Source organism: Bdellovibrionales bacterium (assembly GCA_018266295.1).
GTDB lineage: Bacteria > Bdellovibrionota > Bdellovibrionia > Bdellovibrionales > Bdellovibrionaceae > JACMRP01.
On record JAFEAQ010000019.1, the window covers coordinates 185,006 to 200,044 of the forward strand.

Here is a 15,039-nt window from a genome sequence, read left to right on the forward strand (position 1 = left end):
CTTTCACCAGTTTACAAAAAGCCGGGTTTGCGACGGGCCCTATCAATGGCAAAAGCACAGTTGATGAGTCCGACATGACTGTAAGTCTGCGGAAAGTTCCCCCATTGGCTGCCGGTTTCAAGATCGTAGTCTTCGCTCATCAGGCCAAGGTGGTTCTGGGCGACCAGAACTCGTTTAAACAGCTCTTCGGCGCGATCGCCCAGACCGAGCGAGGCCAGAGCTTCGATATGCCAGAAACTGCAAACCAGGAAGGCCGACTTTTGCAGGCCAAAATCATCTTGATGGCGATAGCGGAGTAAAAAGCCCGGACTGAGCTCGAGTTCCTTTTCGATGGCTGCGAGATGTCCCATGGATCTTTCGAGAGGATGATCGATCAGAAAACCCAGAGTAATCATTTGAAGCATACTTGCATCAAGGTCCTTAGAGCCGATCGCTTGAGTGTAAGCTTTCTTCTCTGAATCGTAGCAGCTTTCAAGCAAGCTTGCCGCGTGGTCGCGGCTTTTGAGCGCGCGGGCTTCGAGGTCGCCATCACCGATTTTGCGGGCGATTTTAAGAATCGCCGCACTTCCGGCCCAGTGAAAGAGCAGAGTATAAGCATGGACGGCGCGTTTTCCGCGGAATTCCCAGACGCCGTTGTCTGGCTCTTCCATCGTTTTCTCTAAATACTTTAGAACCCGCTTCATCATTTGTGTTGAAGAGCGAACATGACGATCAATCAGGCGTTCGTCAGTGTAAAGGCTGTAGAGCGCCAAAAGCACTTGCCCATAGGCATCGTGCTGAATTTGTGAAGCGGCCTGGTTGCCGATGCGCACAGGCTGATTGCCAAGATAACCTTCCATGGGCAATTCGATTTCGGTCATCTCCGGTGATCCATCAATGCGGTAGACTGGTTGCAGGCTTTCAAGCTGATCGAGATTTAGGTTTTCAATAAAGTGCGCGTACCGCTCCATCTCATCAAAGTGACCGAGGGAGTTCAGTGCCGAAATTGTATAGTAGGTATCACGTAGCCAACAAAAGCGATAATCCCAGTTGCGTCCTTCACCCGGAATTTCCGGTAAGCTCGTCGTGCAAGAGGCGATGATTGCCCCGGTGTCTTCATACTGATGGAGCTTCAGGGTCAGTGCGGAACGAATCACTTCTTTTTGAAAAATACTTGGCAGCGTACAAGACTCAACCCACTTCATCCAGTAGCGTGTTGTTCTGCTGAGAAATTCTTCAAAGGTGCTTTCGAGGGGACCTTCCAGAGGAATTCCCCAAGAAAGGACAAAATAAAGATCTTCACTGAGAGCAAAATCACGTTTCTCAACCAAATAGGTGAGTGAAGCGTTCGTCGTCAAACGCACAGGCTGTTCAAGTCCCTCGTAACGGATGTGATTGCTTCCTTGCATATGCAAAGGTGTTAATTTTCCGTAATCTCCCACGGGACTGCAGTCGACAAGAATCCTTGGGGAACCTAAAATTTTTTTTATTTTTCTAAAGAGCATAAGGGGTTTATGCTGACGCTCGAAAAGTAAAAATCTCGGAGCAAAATCAATAACCTCGAAAACGCCCTCAGGACTCTCAAAGCGCGTGACTAGCACATTTGTGTTGTCGAGATATCTTTGCGTTGATGTGTAGTTTTTTGTCGAGGGACAAATTTTAAAATGACCCGCCTTGCCTTGATCGAGGAGTCCTCCAAAGATGAAACTAGAGTCGAAGCGTGGCCAACATAGCCACTGCACATTTGCATTTTTATCAATGAGTGCTGAATAAGCACAATTGCCGATCAGCCCCATGTCATAACGATGATTATTCATTCGTAAACCTTTTTGGCTTCGTGGGGTGAGTTGATAAGACCTCCGTAGTATACAGAAGGAAACCCTGATGCCAAACACTAAAAGAATTTTTGTGAGTAATAGATTGCCTTTTAGCATAGATCCTAAAACAGGAGACCTTAAGCGTGGCAGTGGTGGTTTGGTGTCGGCGTTGCTAGGAGTGAGTCTCCATGAGCCATTTGCGTGGGTAGGTTTTGAAAGCGATCCGAAGGCGGCTAAAAAAATTCAGGAAGAAGCCTCCAAACACGTCGAGAATTTACAGTGCTATCCTATTCAGCTATCGAAAGACATCTATGAAAAATACTACGATGGTTTTTCAAATGATATTCTTTGGCCGCTTTTCCACTATGAAGGACACTTCGCCAATTTCGATCGGGACAATTGGCTCGCATATGTCGAAGCCAACTTAAAAATGGCAGAAGGTGTTGCTCGCGTAGCGAACCCGGGTGACACGGTATGGGTCCATGACTTTCATTTTATGTTATTGCCGAAATTTTTGCGTCACTTGAAACCACAGCTCAAGATTGGCTTTTTCTTACATATCCCATTTCCAAGTGCAGAACTGTTCCGTCAGCTGCCGGTGCGAGAAGAAATTCTGTCCTCTCTTGTGCAATGTGATCTAATTGGCTTTCATGAGCATTCTTATCTTCGCCACTTCGATGTTTGTTTAAAGGCGATTCTCGGCATTGAGTCGTCGCTCTTTAAAGCGGAGATGGAAGGACACACAGTAAATCTCGGTGTTTATCCGATCAGTATCGATACCGAAGGCTATCTGAAGAAAGCCGAGCATGAAGAGGTTGTGGCGCAAGCTCAGCAGTACCGCGAGCAAAGCGTCGCTCCGTATATGCTTCTGGGCGTGGATCGGCTTGACTACACCAAAGGACTCGACCTCAAGCTGTTAGGGCTACAGCAGACTTTTAAAAAGTACCCTGACCTCATTGGTAAAATCACCTTGTTGCAAGTCGCAGTCCCGACACGCGAACGTGTGCCTGCTTACAAGAACCTTAAGAAAGTCGTCGATCGCTTGGTCGGCGCAATCAATGGTCAATTCGGCGGCCCTAATTATTCTCCGGTTCAATATATTTATCGCTCGGTTCCTGAAACAGAGTTGCTCGCGCTGTATCGTCGCGCAGATGCCGTTCTCGTTACAAGCAAACGCGACGGCATGAATTTAGTGGCGATGGAATATGTGCTTGCGCAGGACCTCAAAACTCCGGGAGTTTTGATTTTAAGCGAATTCGCGGGGGCGGCTTCTTTACTCGGTGATGCTTTGATCATTAATCCATGGGACGTAGATGCCATCGCCGACGCCATTTATCGCGCGTATACGATGAGTGAGGAAGAACGCTATGAAAGGTTGCACCACTCGCAGGACATTTTACTCCGCTATTCGGCGACCAAATGGGCGGAAGCTTTCTTGGATGATCTTGAAGCCGTTGATAAGTCCGTGGTGCTTCGTCGCGTGGAGCTGTTGGCGGCAGACCCGTCTTTGTGGCCGCATTCATTCACAAAGTACATCAAAGGCAAAAAATTGCGCATGGTGCTCGACTACGACGGCACTGTCGTGGCACTGGCCCGGACACCGGGTCGGGCTCTGCTGATGAAAGAGACGAAAGCTCTCTTGTTGCAGCTCTGTGAATATATGGAGGTCTATGTGCTCAGTGGCCGCTCCAGAGAATTTCTCGACAGTCAGTTTAGCGGCATGCCGGTTTTCTTGTCAGCAGAACATGGAGCTTATTTCAAAAAGCCCGAAGGAGAATGGGAAAGTCGCGTCACCTCCGATATTAATGCGTGGTATGGAAACGTGAAGAAGGCAATGGAATCATACTGTGAAAAAGTACCTCTTTCTTTCTTAGAGACCAAAGAGGCTTCTCTTGTCTGGCATTATCGCGAGTCGCCCGAAGATTTCGCGGAATTTCAGGCCCGAAAACTGGCCGATGAGTTGCGAGTCGGACTATCCAATGAACCGGTGACTATTATGATGGGCGCTAAAATCGTCGAGGCCCGGGCTATTGAGTGTAACAAGGGCTCTTTGCTCCGTTGGCTTTTACAGACGGACACCGAAAACACTTATACCTGTCTTTGCCTCGGCGACGATAAAACGGATGAAGATATGTTTAGAGTTCTCGGCGATACCGGAGCTTCGGTTAAAATTGGCCGAGAAAAAACTGAGGCCCGTTTCCGTCTTCGCAGTCAGGAAGAGGTGGCGCCTTTCTTCCGCGCGCTGATTCAGTACAGCCGACAAACAGGTGAAACGACCCTTGAAGAGGAGAATTTCTGTGAAAGATCTCTTAAATGATCCGCTGATCACCGAAAATCGGCCTCTTTTTGCTTGGATTGCTGTTTTCGCCGGGACTTTGCTACTGACGATCCTGGTGAAAACCATTGTGCATACTCTCGGAAAGAGATGGCAGAAGTATGCCCACTCGACAGCCATAAAGTTGGACGACGCTTTAGCTCTGGGCCTGGCTGATACAAAGTCTTTTGCTATTTTTATTTGGATCTTTTACGGTTTGTCATCTTTTGCTACGCCGGACCCATCGCTAGTAAAAGCGTTACGATCTTTCGTCGTAATCTTAACAACTCTCCAGGTTGGCATCTGGGGCCGCGACGCTCTAAAGTTCTGGGAAGGCAGTTACATTGAAAGACGCGTGAAGGCGGATGCAAGCAGTGCTTCCGCTATGAAGTTAATTTCAACGACAATGAATGCGTTCTTCTTTGTCGCCCTTTTTTTAATTTGCCTCAGTAATCTCGGTGTTGATATCGGAGCCTTGCTGGCAGGTCTTGGTATCGGCGGTGTCGCTATCGCCTTGGCTGCTCAGAATATCCTCGGAGATTTATTTGCCTCTCTTTCGATTGTGTTGGATAAGCCTTTTGTGGTCGGCGACTACATCGTGGTGGGAAATGATCAAGGGACCGTTGAAAATATCGGTATTAAGACCACGCGAGTTCGCAGCCTGACGGGAGAAGAGCTGATCTTTGCCAATAAAGATCTTCTTGAAAGTCGGGTAAAGAATTTTAAACGCATGTGGAAGAGACGTGTGGCTCTCAAGATCAATGTCGCTTATGATACGCCCTTGGATAAATTGAAAACGCTTCCGAAGTGGTTTGAAGATAAGATCAAAAGTATGCAGGATCTGACATTTGAGCGTTCCCATTTATCTGAATATGGAAATTCGATGCTGACATTTGAGACAATCTTTTGGGTTAATAACTCCGATTACCAAATCTATATGAATCTCCAGCAAGAAATTTTGTTCTCAATGATCGAGAAGTTTACACAAGAAGGCATTGGCTTTGCTCTGCCGGTGCAAGTTTTCAAAAATGAAGTGAATGCCTATGTCGATGAAGAAGATGAAGACGGATTTCCAGAGCGCGAACACAACCTCGAGAACTAGTTTTCGAGAGAATAAAACTGCTCTGAATCGAATAAAGAGCGGTCATTGCCAATAACGTTATCCTTGGGCAACAAAATTTTTGGGCAACATCTCATGTTGAGTCTAATACTGAGGCCGCTGAATTGTTTGGTGCGGACAACTATTCTATATTGTTTAGTATGGGGTGTGTATTTGCACGCAATAATGGCGGCTTCGGTTTAATTACTGTCGTCATCGGAATTGCTTCTGTCAGCGTGTTGGCTCTGATCATTGCGGGACTGTCTCAGTCGATGTTCCGTTATGGTGCTAACGTGAATGCTCTTTCTAATAGCCGTGGAGTGGTGAACATCCTCACGGGTGTTATTGCGTATCCGAACCTTTGTAAGGCAAGTCTTCAACCTAGCACCTTGACATATATTCCTACGGAAGCCGATAGCGATGATGGAATGAAGCTCGCCTTCCTCGGCGGCAACGTTCTTGGAGTGCTTTCGGACGGCACGACTCTTCCTGCATATGGTCTTCGTATTAATTTGTTACGGTTTCGCACATTAGGTCCGCCCTCGCCGGATACGGCCACACCGGGGAATCAACTTTATTCCGGCTCCCTCTTTATTACCATGACAAAAGTAGGAGATCCGAACGGCTATCTGGGGGGCTCTGACATGAAAAAGAAAATCATCGGCACCATGGTGCTTTCGGTGAACCCTTCAACCAACGCAATCACGAGCTGCTACGCGATCTCGGGGGCAAAGCAGGCCTGTACGGATATGGGCGGCACTTATACTCCAGGCGGAAGTCCTCAATGCAAACTTCCGTATCCTTGCGGTTCTGGTAGCGGCAAAGTTTTTATGGGTTATCAAACTGATGGCAGTCCCAATTGTTATACGGCGGCTCAGCTGATCGGACAAACATGTCCTGCAAATACTTACTTGGTTTCCAATGGAGATGGAACAGCTCGCTGCCAAAGTCTCTAGAAGGAGAATGTATGCGGCTCTCGAGTCAACGTGGTTCAACTTTGATGGAAATGATAGTCGTGATCCCTTTGGCGTTGTTGATCGTCTTTGGTATGTCCGTGGCGCTTCAGGAATTATTTGAAAAATTTCAGGGCCTCAAAGCGAAGAGCGAAAGCCTCATGGCACAGGATTTTTTACGAAATTCTTTTTTGACTCCGGCGACGTGTTCGTCGCATTTGCAAAACTCGACTCGCAATTATAATCCAAGTCTTGCCGGGGTTGGAAAGCTGCAACTGGCCTTTTCGTTGGATGAGGGGAGTGATGTCGCGCAGACGGGGGCAGTTCTCACCAAGTATGGCCTTCGCGTGGATTCACTCACGTACCGAGTTTTGCCTGAGGGGGTGAATTACATGCAGGATCCGCTCATCTCCGGCAATACATTGCAATATGGTTTGGCGGTGATCGAGACTTCGAAAATCAGTAACGGCGCGGAAGTTAAGAACGCTCCGCAAATTTTGAGCGGGCTTGTTCTGTCGGTTGATCCCAATCGTCGAATCTCACGCTGTTTTATTTTGGACGACACCTATGATTTATGTGGTGCCGTCGGCGGGCACTTATATGCGACAGGTGGAAAGACCTATTGCTATGCCGGAAGTCCGTGCATGAATCAGTTGCTCTCTGGATTCGACGGTTTTGGTAATGCTATTTGTAAAGGCTTGGACTCGCTCGTAGCGGAAAGCTGTCCTGCGAATCAGTTCCTGGTATCTAACGGGGCAGGGGGCGCTATCTGTTCACCGATCGGAGGGCCACCGCCGTCCATTCCACCGACAGATCCAACGGCCGTCGTCATTCCGCCGCCGCCGCCACCACCGAGCGGTCCTGTGAGTTGCACAAGCAGTTTGAGTTTTCCTGGAGCGGGGCCTTCTATCAGTCTTGAAACTCCGCCGGTCGGCGGAATGGGATGTTTTTATTCGGAGTTGGGTGTGCACGTGATCGTCAAGAGAAAGGCCGGGGGCGTCTGGGAGATCACTCCGGGTCCGGTTCCGCATCCTCTTTATCCGTTCTCGAAATTCGTTGTCGGCAAAATGCCTGATGGGAATCCGGGAGTTTCGGCTCCAAATGGCTCTTTCATGTCGGGAATTTAACTGTTAAGCTTGTTGTATGAAAACCATTTACTTCACTGCCGCGAGTTTGGATGGATACATTGCTGATAATAACCACTCTCTGGAGTGGCTTTTCAAAAATGGTCCGACGGATATCAGTTTTATCGACGAGTTTGTTAAGACGGTGGGATCCATTGCCATGGGGGCGGGAACCTATCAATGGCTTCTTGATAATGTGAAGGAATCGTGGCCTTACTCCGTTCCTTGCTTTGTTTTCACTCATAGAAAATTTCCGGCCTTTCCAGGAGCCGACATCCGATTTGTTCAAGGCGATGTCGTCACTCGTCACCAGGAGCTTGTGAAGCTCGCGAATGGACGAAATGTTTGGCTCATGGGCGGAGGAGACCTCGTCGGTCAATTTTTTGATCATGGCTTACTTGATGAAATGAATGTTCAAACTGTTTCAGTTTTCCTCAACGAGGGAAAAAAAATGTTTGCGCGTAGAACGGACACTGCGTTCAAGATCAAAGAAATACGTCAGCTGGGTGATACCTGCGTTTCGGTGATATACACGGTAAAGTAACGGCTAAGACTCTAAAAAGTTTTGGACGTAGTGAAATAAAACGGCGCGGTTGGCTTCAATTTGCATCATATGAGTGGACTTTGGAATGCCGCGCAGCTCTTTTGCCGCGGCATGGGTCATTTTATCCAGCAAGTCTTGTGATTCAAAGATATGCGCGTTCATATCCCAGGCTCCACAGCAGATCAGTACCTTCGCGAGGATTTTTGCCGGGTCATAGTAGGCAATTCCGTTACGCCAAAACTTCGCGGCATCAAAGAGCACTCCGGTAGGAGAGCGAAATTTTACCGGTGATTGCTTCGCGGCTTCAGGCTGGCTTTTGACGAGGGCTTTTTCCCAGGCAATGCGTGTAGCGCGAGAGAAATTTTTTGATCCCGGAGGAGCGCCACTACGAAGTTTCTGAAGCATTTCTCCGGCAGTCCATTCTTGCCAGAATTTGCCATCAAGTTTTTCGTCATGATCCGCTTTTTTCGTGACCCAGGGGGCACCCATAAGGACCAATCTTGAAACTTGTTTTGGGTTTTCCGCAGCATAGGCGCCGATGATGATTGTTCCCCAGGACCAGCCCATCAGATTGATTTTTTTAATCTTGCGTAGTTTAAAAATGTGCTTGATTGTGCACTTCAGATCGCTCAAAGCTTCGTCCGTTGTGGCGAAATACTTCTTAACCACTTTGGGCGCCTCGGATCGACCATAGCCGCGGATATTCAAATACCAAACATCATAACCTTCGCTGGCAAGATGATCGGCAAAAGACACGTCATCGATCGGCAAATCAAAGATCGCCTCTGACGGTTGAGTGGTCCCATGAACATAAAGAACAGTTTTATCCGCCGAGAAAGATTTCATGTTTTGTAGGTGCTTATTTCTGAGGAACAGACGAAGTTTTGAGTCTTCGTTCGTAATCATAAAATCCTGAGAGACAATTCCATCCATTCAGAAATGATAGCAGGAAGCCGCGATATATATACTACTTTCTGGAGTGAAAGAATTTGGCTACGGGTCCAGATGAACATTTCTAATAGAATTATTTTTATATTTGGTGCGCGAGGGGGGACTTGAACCCCCACAGGATTTCTCCCATAGGCTTCTGAGACCTACGTGTCTACCAATTCCACCACCCGCGCTCGGATCCGGAAAGAAGGATCCCAGACTAATGGGACTCTAGGTAAATTTCAAGTTAAGCGGATTGCGTCAATATCCAGGTGACTTCGTGTTTGTTCGCGAAAAGGTGCACAATGCGCGAGCCGGGGATTTCGAGGAACTTCGCCATCGTATCCCAGTCGGTTTCACCTTGGAATTTAATCGTGCAGACAAAGTTTTTGCAGAGGCCACTCGCACGCCACTCCTGCACAAGCTCGAGCAGGCGAGGTGGGTAGCAAATAATATCTGAAAAGAGCCAGTCGATCGGGCCGATCTCTTCAGGCTTCAAAGCAAAGGCGTCTTTCTTACGGTATTCAATGTTCGGAAGGCGCGCGATCTTTGGATCCAGCGGCGCTTTATCGACGCTGATCACACGGGCGCCGGCCTGTTGCAGAACCCAGGTCCATCCCCCAGGGCAGCTGCCGAGATCCATACATAGAGAACCCTTCGCCGGCAGAGTTTTTTCAACCGTCAAAGCCTCCCACAGTTTAAGATAGGCACGCGAAGGCGGAGTCTCTTTGTCTTCATCAAAATGAATTTCACCCAGCGGAAAAGGACTCGAGGTCTTTGCCGCGACCAGGATTTTATTTTTCTCAATCATCGTCCACGCGCCCATTGGCTGCGTCGGAACTTCGCCGAGGAACTTCATTGGCGGCATTTTATATTTCGGCAGTTGATCTTGAACAAGTTGAGCGCGGCGGTGGTGATCAAAAGAATAGAGGGCCCACCATTTGCCACGGGCTTTCAACGCTTTCACAGCGTCGCCGACGGACTCGATCTCGAGGATCTCGCAGTCATACCAAATGACCTGCGCCCAGATGCATTTCTGGAGAGTCTCGGAAACAAAAAGGCGATCTGAGATCGCCTTCTTATTTTTGAGCTCGGTTGCGAGCTCGTCGCTGAAATTTTCAAAAGCGAGATAGGCAAACACGGCAATTAAGCAGCGTGCTTCTTCTGCGCTGGATTCAAAAGGCCTTTAGCTGATAAGCAGTTAAAGCAGTCGCCCCAGAATTTTTCTTTGAGTTTAATTTCAGCAGGACCGAATTTCACTTTTGGGAAATCGGCTTTTTCCGCGTGATCGCAGAATTTAGCTTCGTCACAAGCGCGCACAACTTTCATCATGAGACCGAAGTGCTCATTCGTGAAGGTTTTGCCGTCAACCAGCATTTTTCTGAGGCCAGACTCTGGAGTGTTTGTGAGGAAATCAAAAAGTCCCGGCACATCATATTGTTGGTTAAAACCCATTGTAAATACCCCTTTGTTAAGGTTGTCTTCTTACCCGAAACTTATCGGCTTTTCAGGGGGGATGGTTGAGTCTCAATTTGAGATATTACTTAGGTCCGGGTTTTACTGCGGCCGTCTTCTGCTGGCTCATGAATTTTTCCAGTAGTGCCGTGTAGGCGGTCCGATGCTTATTCAAAAGATCGTTAATAGTGGTGAAGGTTTTCGCATCGATGTCTTTGCGGAACACAAAGTAGAGCTCAAGCGAAGTGTTCGGTATTTTCACGATTTTAAATTGATCTTCCATCGACAATTTCTTTAAAAGGAACTCTCCATTGGAAAAAGTCGGAACATAGACGCCATCAATGCGGTGAAGTTTCAAGCGGCGCAAGTTTCTTTCAATCACATCTTCGCCACTGAGGCGGTCAAATTTGATTTCCGTACCCTTGAAGTAGTCCGGCTCCACAGAGCCCTGCGTGTGTCCGAGAACTTGTCCTTTGATGCTCTTAAGATCTGTGAACGCCACGTCTTTTGGTAAAATAATACCAGAGTCCGTCGTGAAGATGGAATGATCAGAGTAACGAAAGCTTTGTTCGCGGTCCGGGGTTTTAGCTAAAAAAATTCCCATGTCAGCTTTGCCTGACTTCATATCCGCGAGAAACCGTGAAAACGGCGAAACCACCCATTGAATTTGATATTGTCCATCGATGTCCAGAGTCTCAGTTAAAAATTCAATGGCAGCCCCTGTCGGGACAGTTTCTCCGGCGTCCACAAAAACATGCGGACGAAAATCGTAGATCGCGATTTTCAGAGTCTCCATCTTCTGGCACAGGGCGGAGCTAGAGGCCAATAATAAGCAGAGCAGTACAAGGATGGGTTTCATGGCGTCCTCAGTGGATTATTAAGAGCCTGTTTTAAACTCTTGTCAAAGTAAACCCCCACTTCTATATAATGAAAGCATGAAGACACTCGAACAATGGCTCGATCAGTACGCCGTCAGTCACCAAAATAGAACCAATCAGATTTTTCATAAGATCTGTGTGCCGCTAATATTTTTTAGTGTGCTCGGAATGCTTTGGGATTGGAAGGTGATGGACTTACGGCTGTCGTACGTTTTCGCGATTTTAGGAATGATGTTCTATGTCCGCTTGGGTGTGAAGGCCTCTTTGTTGATGCTCTTTCAATTGGCAGTGTCTTTTGTCATACTCACGCTTTGGAGTGAGCACGCCGGAACTGTTTTCTGGCCAAATCTGGCTATTTTCGTTATTGCATGGATCGGCCAATTCATTGGACATAAGATTGAAGGTAAGAAGCCATCATTTTTCGAAGATCTGCAGTTTTTGTTCATCGGTCCGCTCTGGGTTTTTTCTTTTGTATTTAAAAGTAAATCTTAATATTTTCACAACTTCCTCACGGCGCCTCCACAGGTCTTGGTTATAAATAAAGCCATTCCAAAGGGAGGCTTTATGGTCAAAAAAACGATGGCAGCTTCGCTCACGATTGTGAGTTTGATAGCTTCGATAGCGATGGCACAGGATGAATCTCAGACCTCAAAAATGGCGGCACCAAAACCAACACATATGAATGTGAATGACCCCGTTGGCTGGTTCCCCTTTATCGGCTTAGCGGGTGGTTACATGTCACCTGACGATACTTTGAAGACGGAAGGTGTTCCGGGAGATTTAAAACTTTTAGGTTCTTATTTTAGTGAAGGCAGACACAGTGTCTTCGATTTCGGTCTTGGTTTCATGGCAAACAGTTTTACGCAAAAATCAGATACACAAGATAACTTCATTTCGGGTGGTATTGCTGAGACGGCATGGAGATACAACTCAACAAGCCGTTGGCAAATCGGTCCTATTGTCGATGCGTATATCGGCGGCGGTAACCGTATGGGATCTACGGACCCTACGTGGACAAGCTTTGGTGGTCTGCAACTCTTAAAAGAGTTCCCAGTGAAGGGCTCTAATATGTTCCGTGTGGGTATTAAGGCCCTCACTGACTTGAGCATTCCAAATGCGACCATCAATACGGTTTCTTTGGATCTGCAATGGGGCTTTGGTTCCGAACAGAAAGCGCCAGAAGTGACTGAAGCAGAAATGCCTGCAAGCGATGTCGCTGCGACGACAAGTAGTGATAGCATGAGATCCGATCTCACGGGTCAAGAGGCCGCTGCTGCCGCTGCAGGTGCGACTGTTGCGAACTCTCGTCGTGTGATTGAAACGGATCCAGCAAACAATGCGATCACTTTCAGAAACGATGCGCGCATGCAGTTTGATACAGGCCATGCTTCCTTCCAAGGAACCAATGAAGAGTTTGTACAAAAAGTAGGTGCTGCTTTGAAAGACAGATCGGATCTTTTTGATAAAGTGGAGGTCATCGGTTTTGCCGACCAAACAGGTGGTAGAGCAGTAAATATGAAAGTTTCCAGAGACAGAGCTAAAGAAGTAGCTAAAACTTTGGAAGCCGGCGGCTTGCCAGCTAGTAAAATTCAAACCAGCTGGAAGGGCGCGGAAAATCCTCTTTACAAATCATTGTTGCCAGAAGATATGCAACAAAATCGTCGTGTGGACTTGAAGTTCCACGGAGTGAAAGACCAAACAGCTTTGCAAGATCTCTTGAACGGACTCTAGATCTTACAAAGTCTGCAGAAACTGGATAAGAGCTCTTTTCTGCTCCGGCAGAAGGAGCTCTTTGCCATTCTCGAGGAAGATGTCCTCATCATGTCCCATATTTCCCATTCCGGCTTTGCGCGTGTCATACAGGTGCTCTGAAGTTTTCCACGCGTCCGGAGTTGCATTGCCCAGCGGGTAGCCATTGCATTCAGAATCAAAATCTTTTTCCTGATCCTGAGCTTCGCCGGAGTAATAAAACTTTGGACGATCCTTCGCCGCCGTCAGAACGGCACACAGACTTGGGACAGAGTTATTGTGGAAGTACGGCCAGCGGGCCCAGATCCCGACGAGAGGTGGTGGCACGTAGCCTTGTTGCGCGCGAATCAAAATGCCGTTCTTTTTAGAAATCGCGAGATTATTGAGTTGCTCGAGCGACTTCATGCCGCGATAGCGGTAAGGATCTGTGCCGACATCTTTGACCTGCGTTTGTGCTTTATAGCGCACGTTCACAGTGCGAAGCTTTTCTTCCGGTGAAAGCTGATCCGCGTTCGGCAGGCTCCAGGCTTTGTCATAATTTCCGTGGCAGCGGGCACAGGTATTGTTAAAAATCTGCTCACCTTGTTTTGCTAAAGACAAATCGATTTTGCTCGCGGGGAAGAAGTCCGTATAACGAGGGGCTTCTGATGAGAACACAGCAGTTGTGATTTCTTGAACTGTTTTCTCATTCTGCTGTAACCAAGATTCGAGTTGCACAAGATCAGTTCCGCGGCCGATTTCATTCCACAAAAGATTTGTAAAAATCGGATTGCCACTCACCACCGAGCCATCCGAGAGCCAGCGGTTTTTGTATTTCACATTCCACCACACCGCAGGTTTTGAATCTGCCGGATTGCGGTCTAAAATAGCATCAGGGCGGGGATTATTGGCGAAGCGATCGCTAAAGGATGCGTATGCATCGGGATTGCGGTGATTGAGCGACAGACTGACTTGCGCAAGCGACGTATCTAAGCCCAGAGCCAGCGGCTGCTTGAGGCCGACAGAGTGCATATTCTTCTTGAAGATCTTGATCATCTCCGTCTCACCACTGGTGGCCCCTGTGTAGAGTTTGAAGAACGTCGGTTGAATCAATTCAGAGGCGCTCTTTGCTTTAATGAAAAACTCATTGGCTTTCGGAAAGCGGTTGGTCAGGCCCAAAACGGTTTTGCCAAAAAGATTTGAAGAGTGGCAGGCGGCGCAGCTAAAGCTAAAACCGACGCCCATGGAACTGTCGATAGCTCCAAAACCCATGCGGTAATCAGGTCGGATGCCATCCGGGTAGGGAACAGAGTAAACTCCTTGGTCGGATGCTTTTGGATATTCATGCAAACCGAGATCTTTCAAAAAATCATCCATAGACTCGTAACCGGAAGCGGAGCGGAAAAGTGTATTCAGAAACTCGCGGAGCGGATTCGGAGATTTGTCTTCAATGAGATGGCGAATCGGTTCGTAGGGTGGAAGAATCCCGGTGATGCCGACAGGATAAATTTGCGCGTGAATTTTTCCCGCATCGCGAACCGGTGTAAAATCATTTGTTGAAATTTGATAAGGGTTGGGTCCTTGAGGGGCCGCTTTCTCACTCCAGTCGGGAGTGAGTGCGTGAGATTGAAGGCTCGAAAAAAACAAAAGCCCGGTCACAAAAAGCTTCATCCTGAAATCCTCCGTGAGGTTTTTAGGATAAGCTGTGCCGGGCTTTCAGGCTAAACGTCTCTGCCGTGACAGAGCGGTTATAGACCTAGGTCTGACTCCGTCAATTTACTCAACTGTGTAAACGATGAACTTGAAGCTGTCTTTGGTTTGGTTGCCATCGATTGCTTTACGTAAGCAAGCTTTAGAATCGTCTAGAGTCGCTTTTGCGCCAGTAGCTTGGAAAGTCACAAGTACTGTTCCGTTCATTGCAGAACCTTCCACTTCGCAGCCGTCTTTCCAAAGAGTCAGAACTCTTTGCGTGCCTTGAGTGAAATCGGCGTTGGTTTTTTTAGCGTCGAATTTGCATGAAGCAAAAGAGCCATCGCCCTTAACGTCTTTCAATTGATCAACACATGATTGGTAAACGTCGTCGATCGTGCGCTCAACCGCGATCACGTTGCCGATCTTTCTGTCGGAAGCATGAGCTGTTGTGACAGCAGTTAGAGCCAAAGCCAATGTCAGAGCTGAAAAGATAGTCTTCATAGGGTTCTCCTTGATGTGCGATAAG

14 protein-coding genes and 1 tRNA gene are annotated in these 15,039 nt (G+C 47.7%); 7 read left to right on the forward strand and 8 right to left on the reverse strand.

Annotated features, from left to right (window positions below; genetic code table 11):
* Window positions 1-11 precede the first annotated feature (11 nt).
* Window positions 12-1,796, reverse strand: a complete 1,785-nt coding sequence (locus tag JSU04_18165; protein ID MBS1972237.1) for a glycoside hydrolase family 15 protein — start codon at window positions 1,794-1,796, stop codon at window positions 12-14.
* A gap of 67 nt (window positions 1,797-1,863) precedes the next feature.
* Here JSU04_18165 and JSU04_18170 point away from each other — a divergent pair, with 67 nt between their 5' ends.
* The 5 genes from JSU04_18170 (at window position 1,864) to JSU04_18190 (ending at window position 7,830) form a co-directional block, all read left to right on the forward strand.
* Entirely contained in the window at window positions 1,864-4,113 is a 2,250-nt protein-coding gene (locus JSU04_18170; GenBank protein MBS1972238.1) for a bifunctional alpha,alpha-trehalose-phosphate synthase (UDP-forming)/trehalose-phosphatase, read from the forward strand.
* Window positions 4,094-5,212, forward strand: coding sequence for a mechanosensitive ion channel family protein (locus JSU04_18175; GenBank protein MBS1972239.1), 1,119 nt, complete (start codon window positions 4,094-4,096; stop codon window positions 5,210-5,212). The genes JSU04_18170 and JSU04_18175 overlap by 20 nt, the downstream gene beginning before the upstream one ends.
* A 158-nt stretch (window positions 5,213-5,370) precedes the next feature.
* Window positions 5,371-6,165: a hypothetical protein gene (locus tag JSU04_18180; protein MBS1972240.1), complete on the forward strand. Its 795-nt coding sequence runs from the start codon at window positions 5,371-5,373 to the stop codon at window positions 6,163-6,165.
* An 11-nt stretch (window positions 6,166-6,176) separates the two neighbouring features.
* Entirely contained in the window at window positions 6,177-7,289 is a 1,113-nt protein-coding gene (locus JSU04_18185; GenBank protein MBS1972241.1) for a hypothetical protein, read from the forward strand.
* 16 nt (window positions 7,290-7,305) lie between these two features.
* Window positions 7,306-7,830: a dihydrofolate reductase family protein gene (locus JSU04_18190; protein ID MBS1972242.1), complete on the forward strand. Its 525-nt coding sequence runs from the start codon at window positions 7,306-7,308 to the stop codon at window positions 7,828-7,830.
* A 3-nt stretch (window positions 7,831-7,833) separates the two neighbouring features.
* On the opposite strand, the gene JSU04_18195 is transcribed toward JSU04_18190, so the two are convergent.
* The 5 genes from JSU04_18195 to JSU04_18215 all read right to left on the reverse strand — a co-directional run bounded on the left by JSU04_18195 (window position 7,834) and on the right by JSU04_18215 (window position 11,074).
* Window positions 7,834-8,736 (reverse strand): alpha/beta fold hydrolase, encoded by a 903-nt coding sequence (locus JSU04_18195; protein ID MBS1972243.1) that lies wholly within the window; start codon window positions 8,734-8,736, stop codon window positions 7,834-7,836.
* A gap of 131 nt (window positions 8,737-8,867) precedes the next feature.
* Window positions 8,868-8,954 (reverse strand) — tRNA-Leu (locus JSU04_18200).
* Between the two features lie 53 nt (window positions 8,955-9,007).
* Complete coding sequence (locus JSU04_18205) at window positions 9,008-9,901, reverse strand: hypothetical protein (protein ID MBS1972244.1); 894 nt, start codon at window positions 9,899-9,901, stop codon at window positions 9,008-9,010.
* Window positions 9,902-9,906: 5 nt separating this feature from the next.
* On the reverse strand, window positions 9,907-10,215 hold the full coding sequence (locus JSU04_18210) for a hypothetical protein (protein ID MBS1972245.1): 309 nt from the start codon (window positions 10,213-10,215) through the stop codon (window positions 9,907-9,909).
* 85 nt (window positions 10,216-10,300) lie between these two features.
* Window positions 10,301-11,074 (reverse strand): transporter substrate-binding domain-containing protein, encoded by a 774-nt coding sequence (locus JSU04_18215; GenBank protein ID MBS1972246.1) that lies wholly within the window; start codon window positions 11,072-11,074, stop codon window positions 10,301-10,303.
* A gap of 76 nt (window positions 11,075-11,150) precedes the next feature.
* On the opposite strand from JSU04_18215, the gene JSU04_18220 reads away from it, so the two are divergent.
* Complete coding sequence (locus tag JSU04_18220; protein MBS1972247.1) at window positions 11,151-11,585, forward strand: DUF962 domain-containing protein; 435 nt, start codon at window positions 11,151-11,153, stop codon at window positions 11,583-11,585.
* Window positions 11,586-11,657: 72 nt separating this feature from the next.
* Entirely contained in the window at window positions 11,658-12,824 is a 1,167-nt protein-coding gene (locus JSU04_18225) for an OmpA family protein (GenBank protein MBS1972248.1), read from the forward strand.
* A 3-nt stretch (window positions 12,825-12,827) separates the two neighbouring features.
* Here JSU04_18225 and JSU04_18230 read toward each other — a convergent pair whose 3' ends face one another.
* The gene (locus tag JSU04_18230; GenBank protein ID MBS1972249.1) at window positions 12,828-14,492 is read right to left on the reverse strand and encodes a hypothetical protein; all 1,665 of its coding nucleotides are present in this window, start codon (window positions 14,490-14,492) and stop codon (window positions 12,828-12,830) included.
* A gap of 105 nt (window positions 14,493-14,597) precedes the next feature.
* The gene (locus JSU04_18235) at window positions 14,598-15,014 is read right to left on the reverse strand and encodes a hypothetical protein (GenBank protein MBS1972250.1); all 417 of its coding nucleotides are present in this window, start codon (window positions 15,012-15,014) and stop codon (window positions 14,598-14,600) included.
* Window positions 15,015-15,039 lie beyond the last annotated feature (25 nt).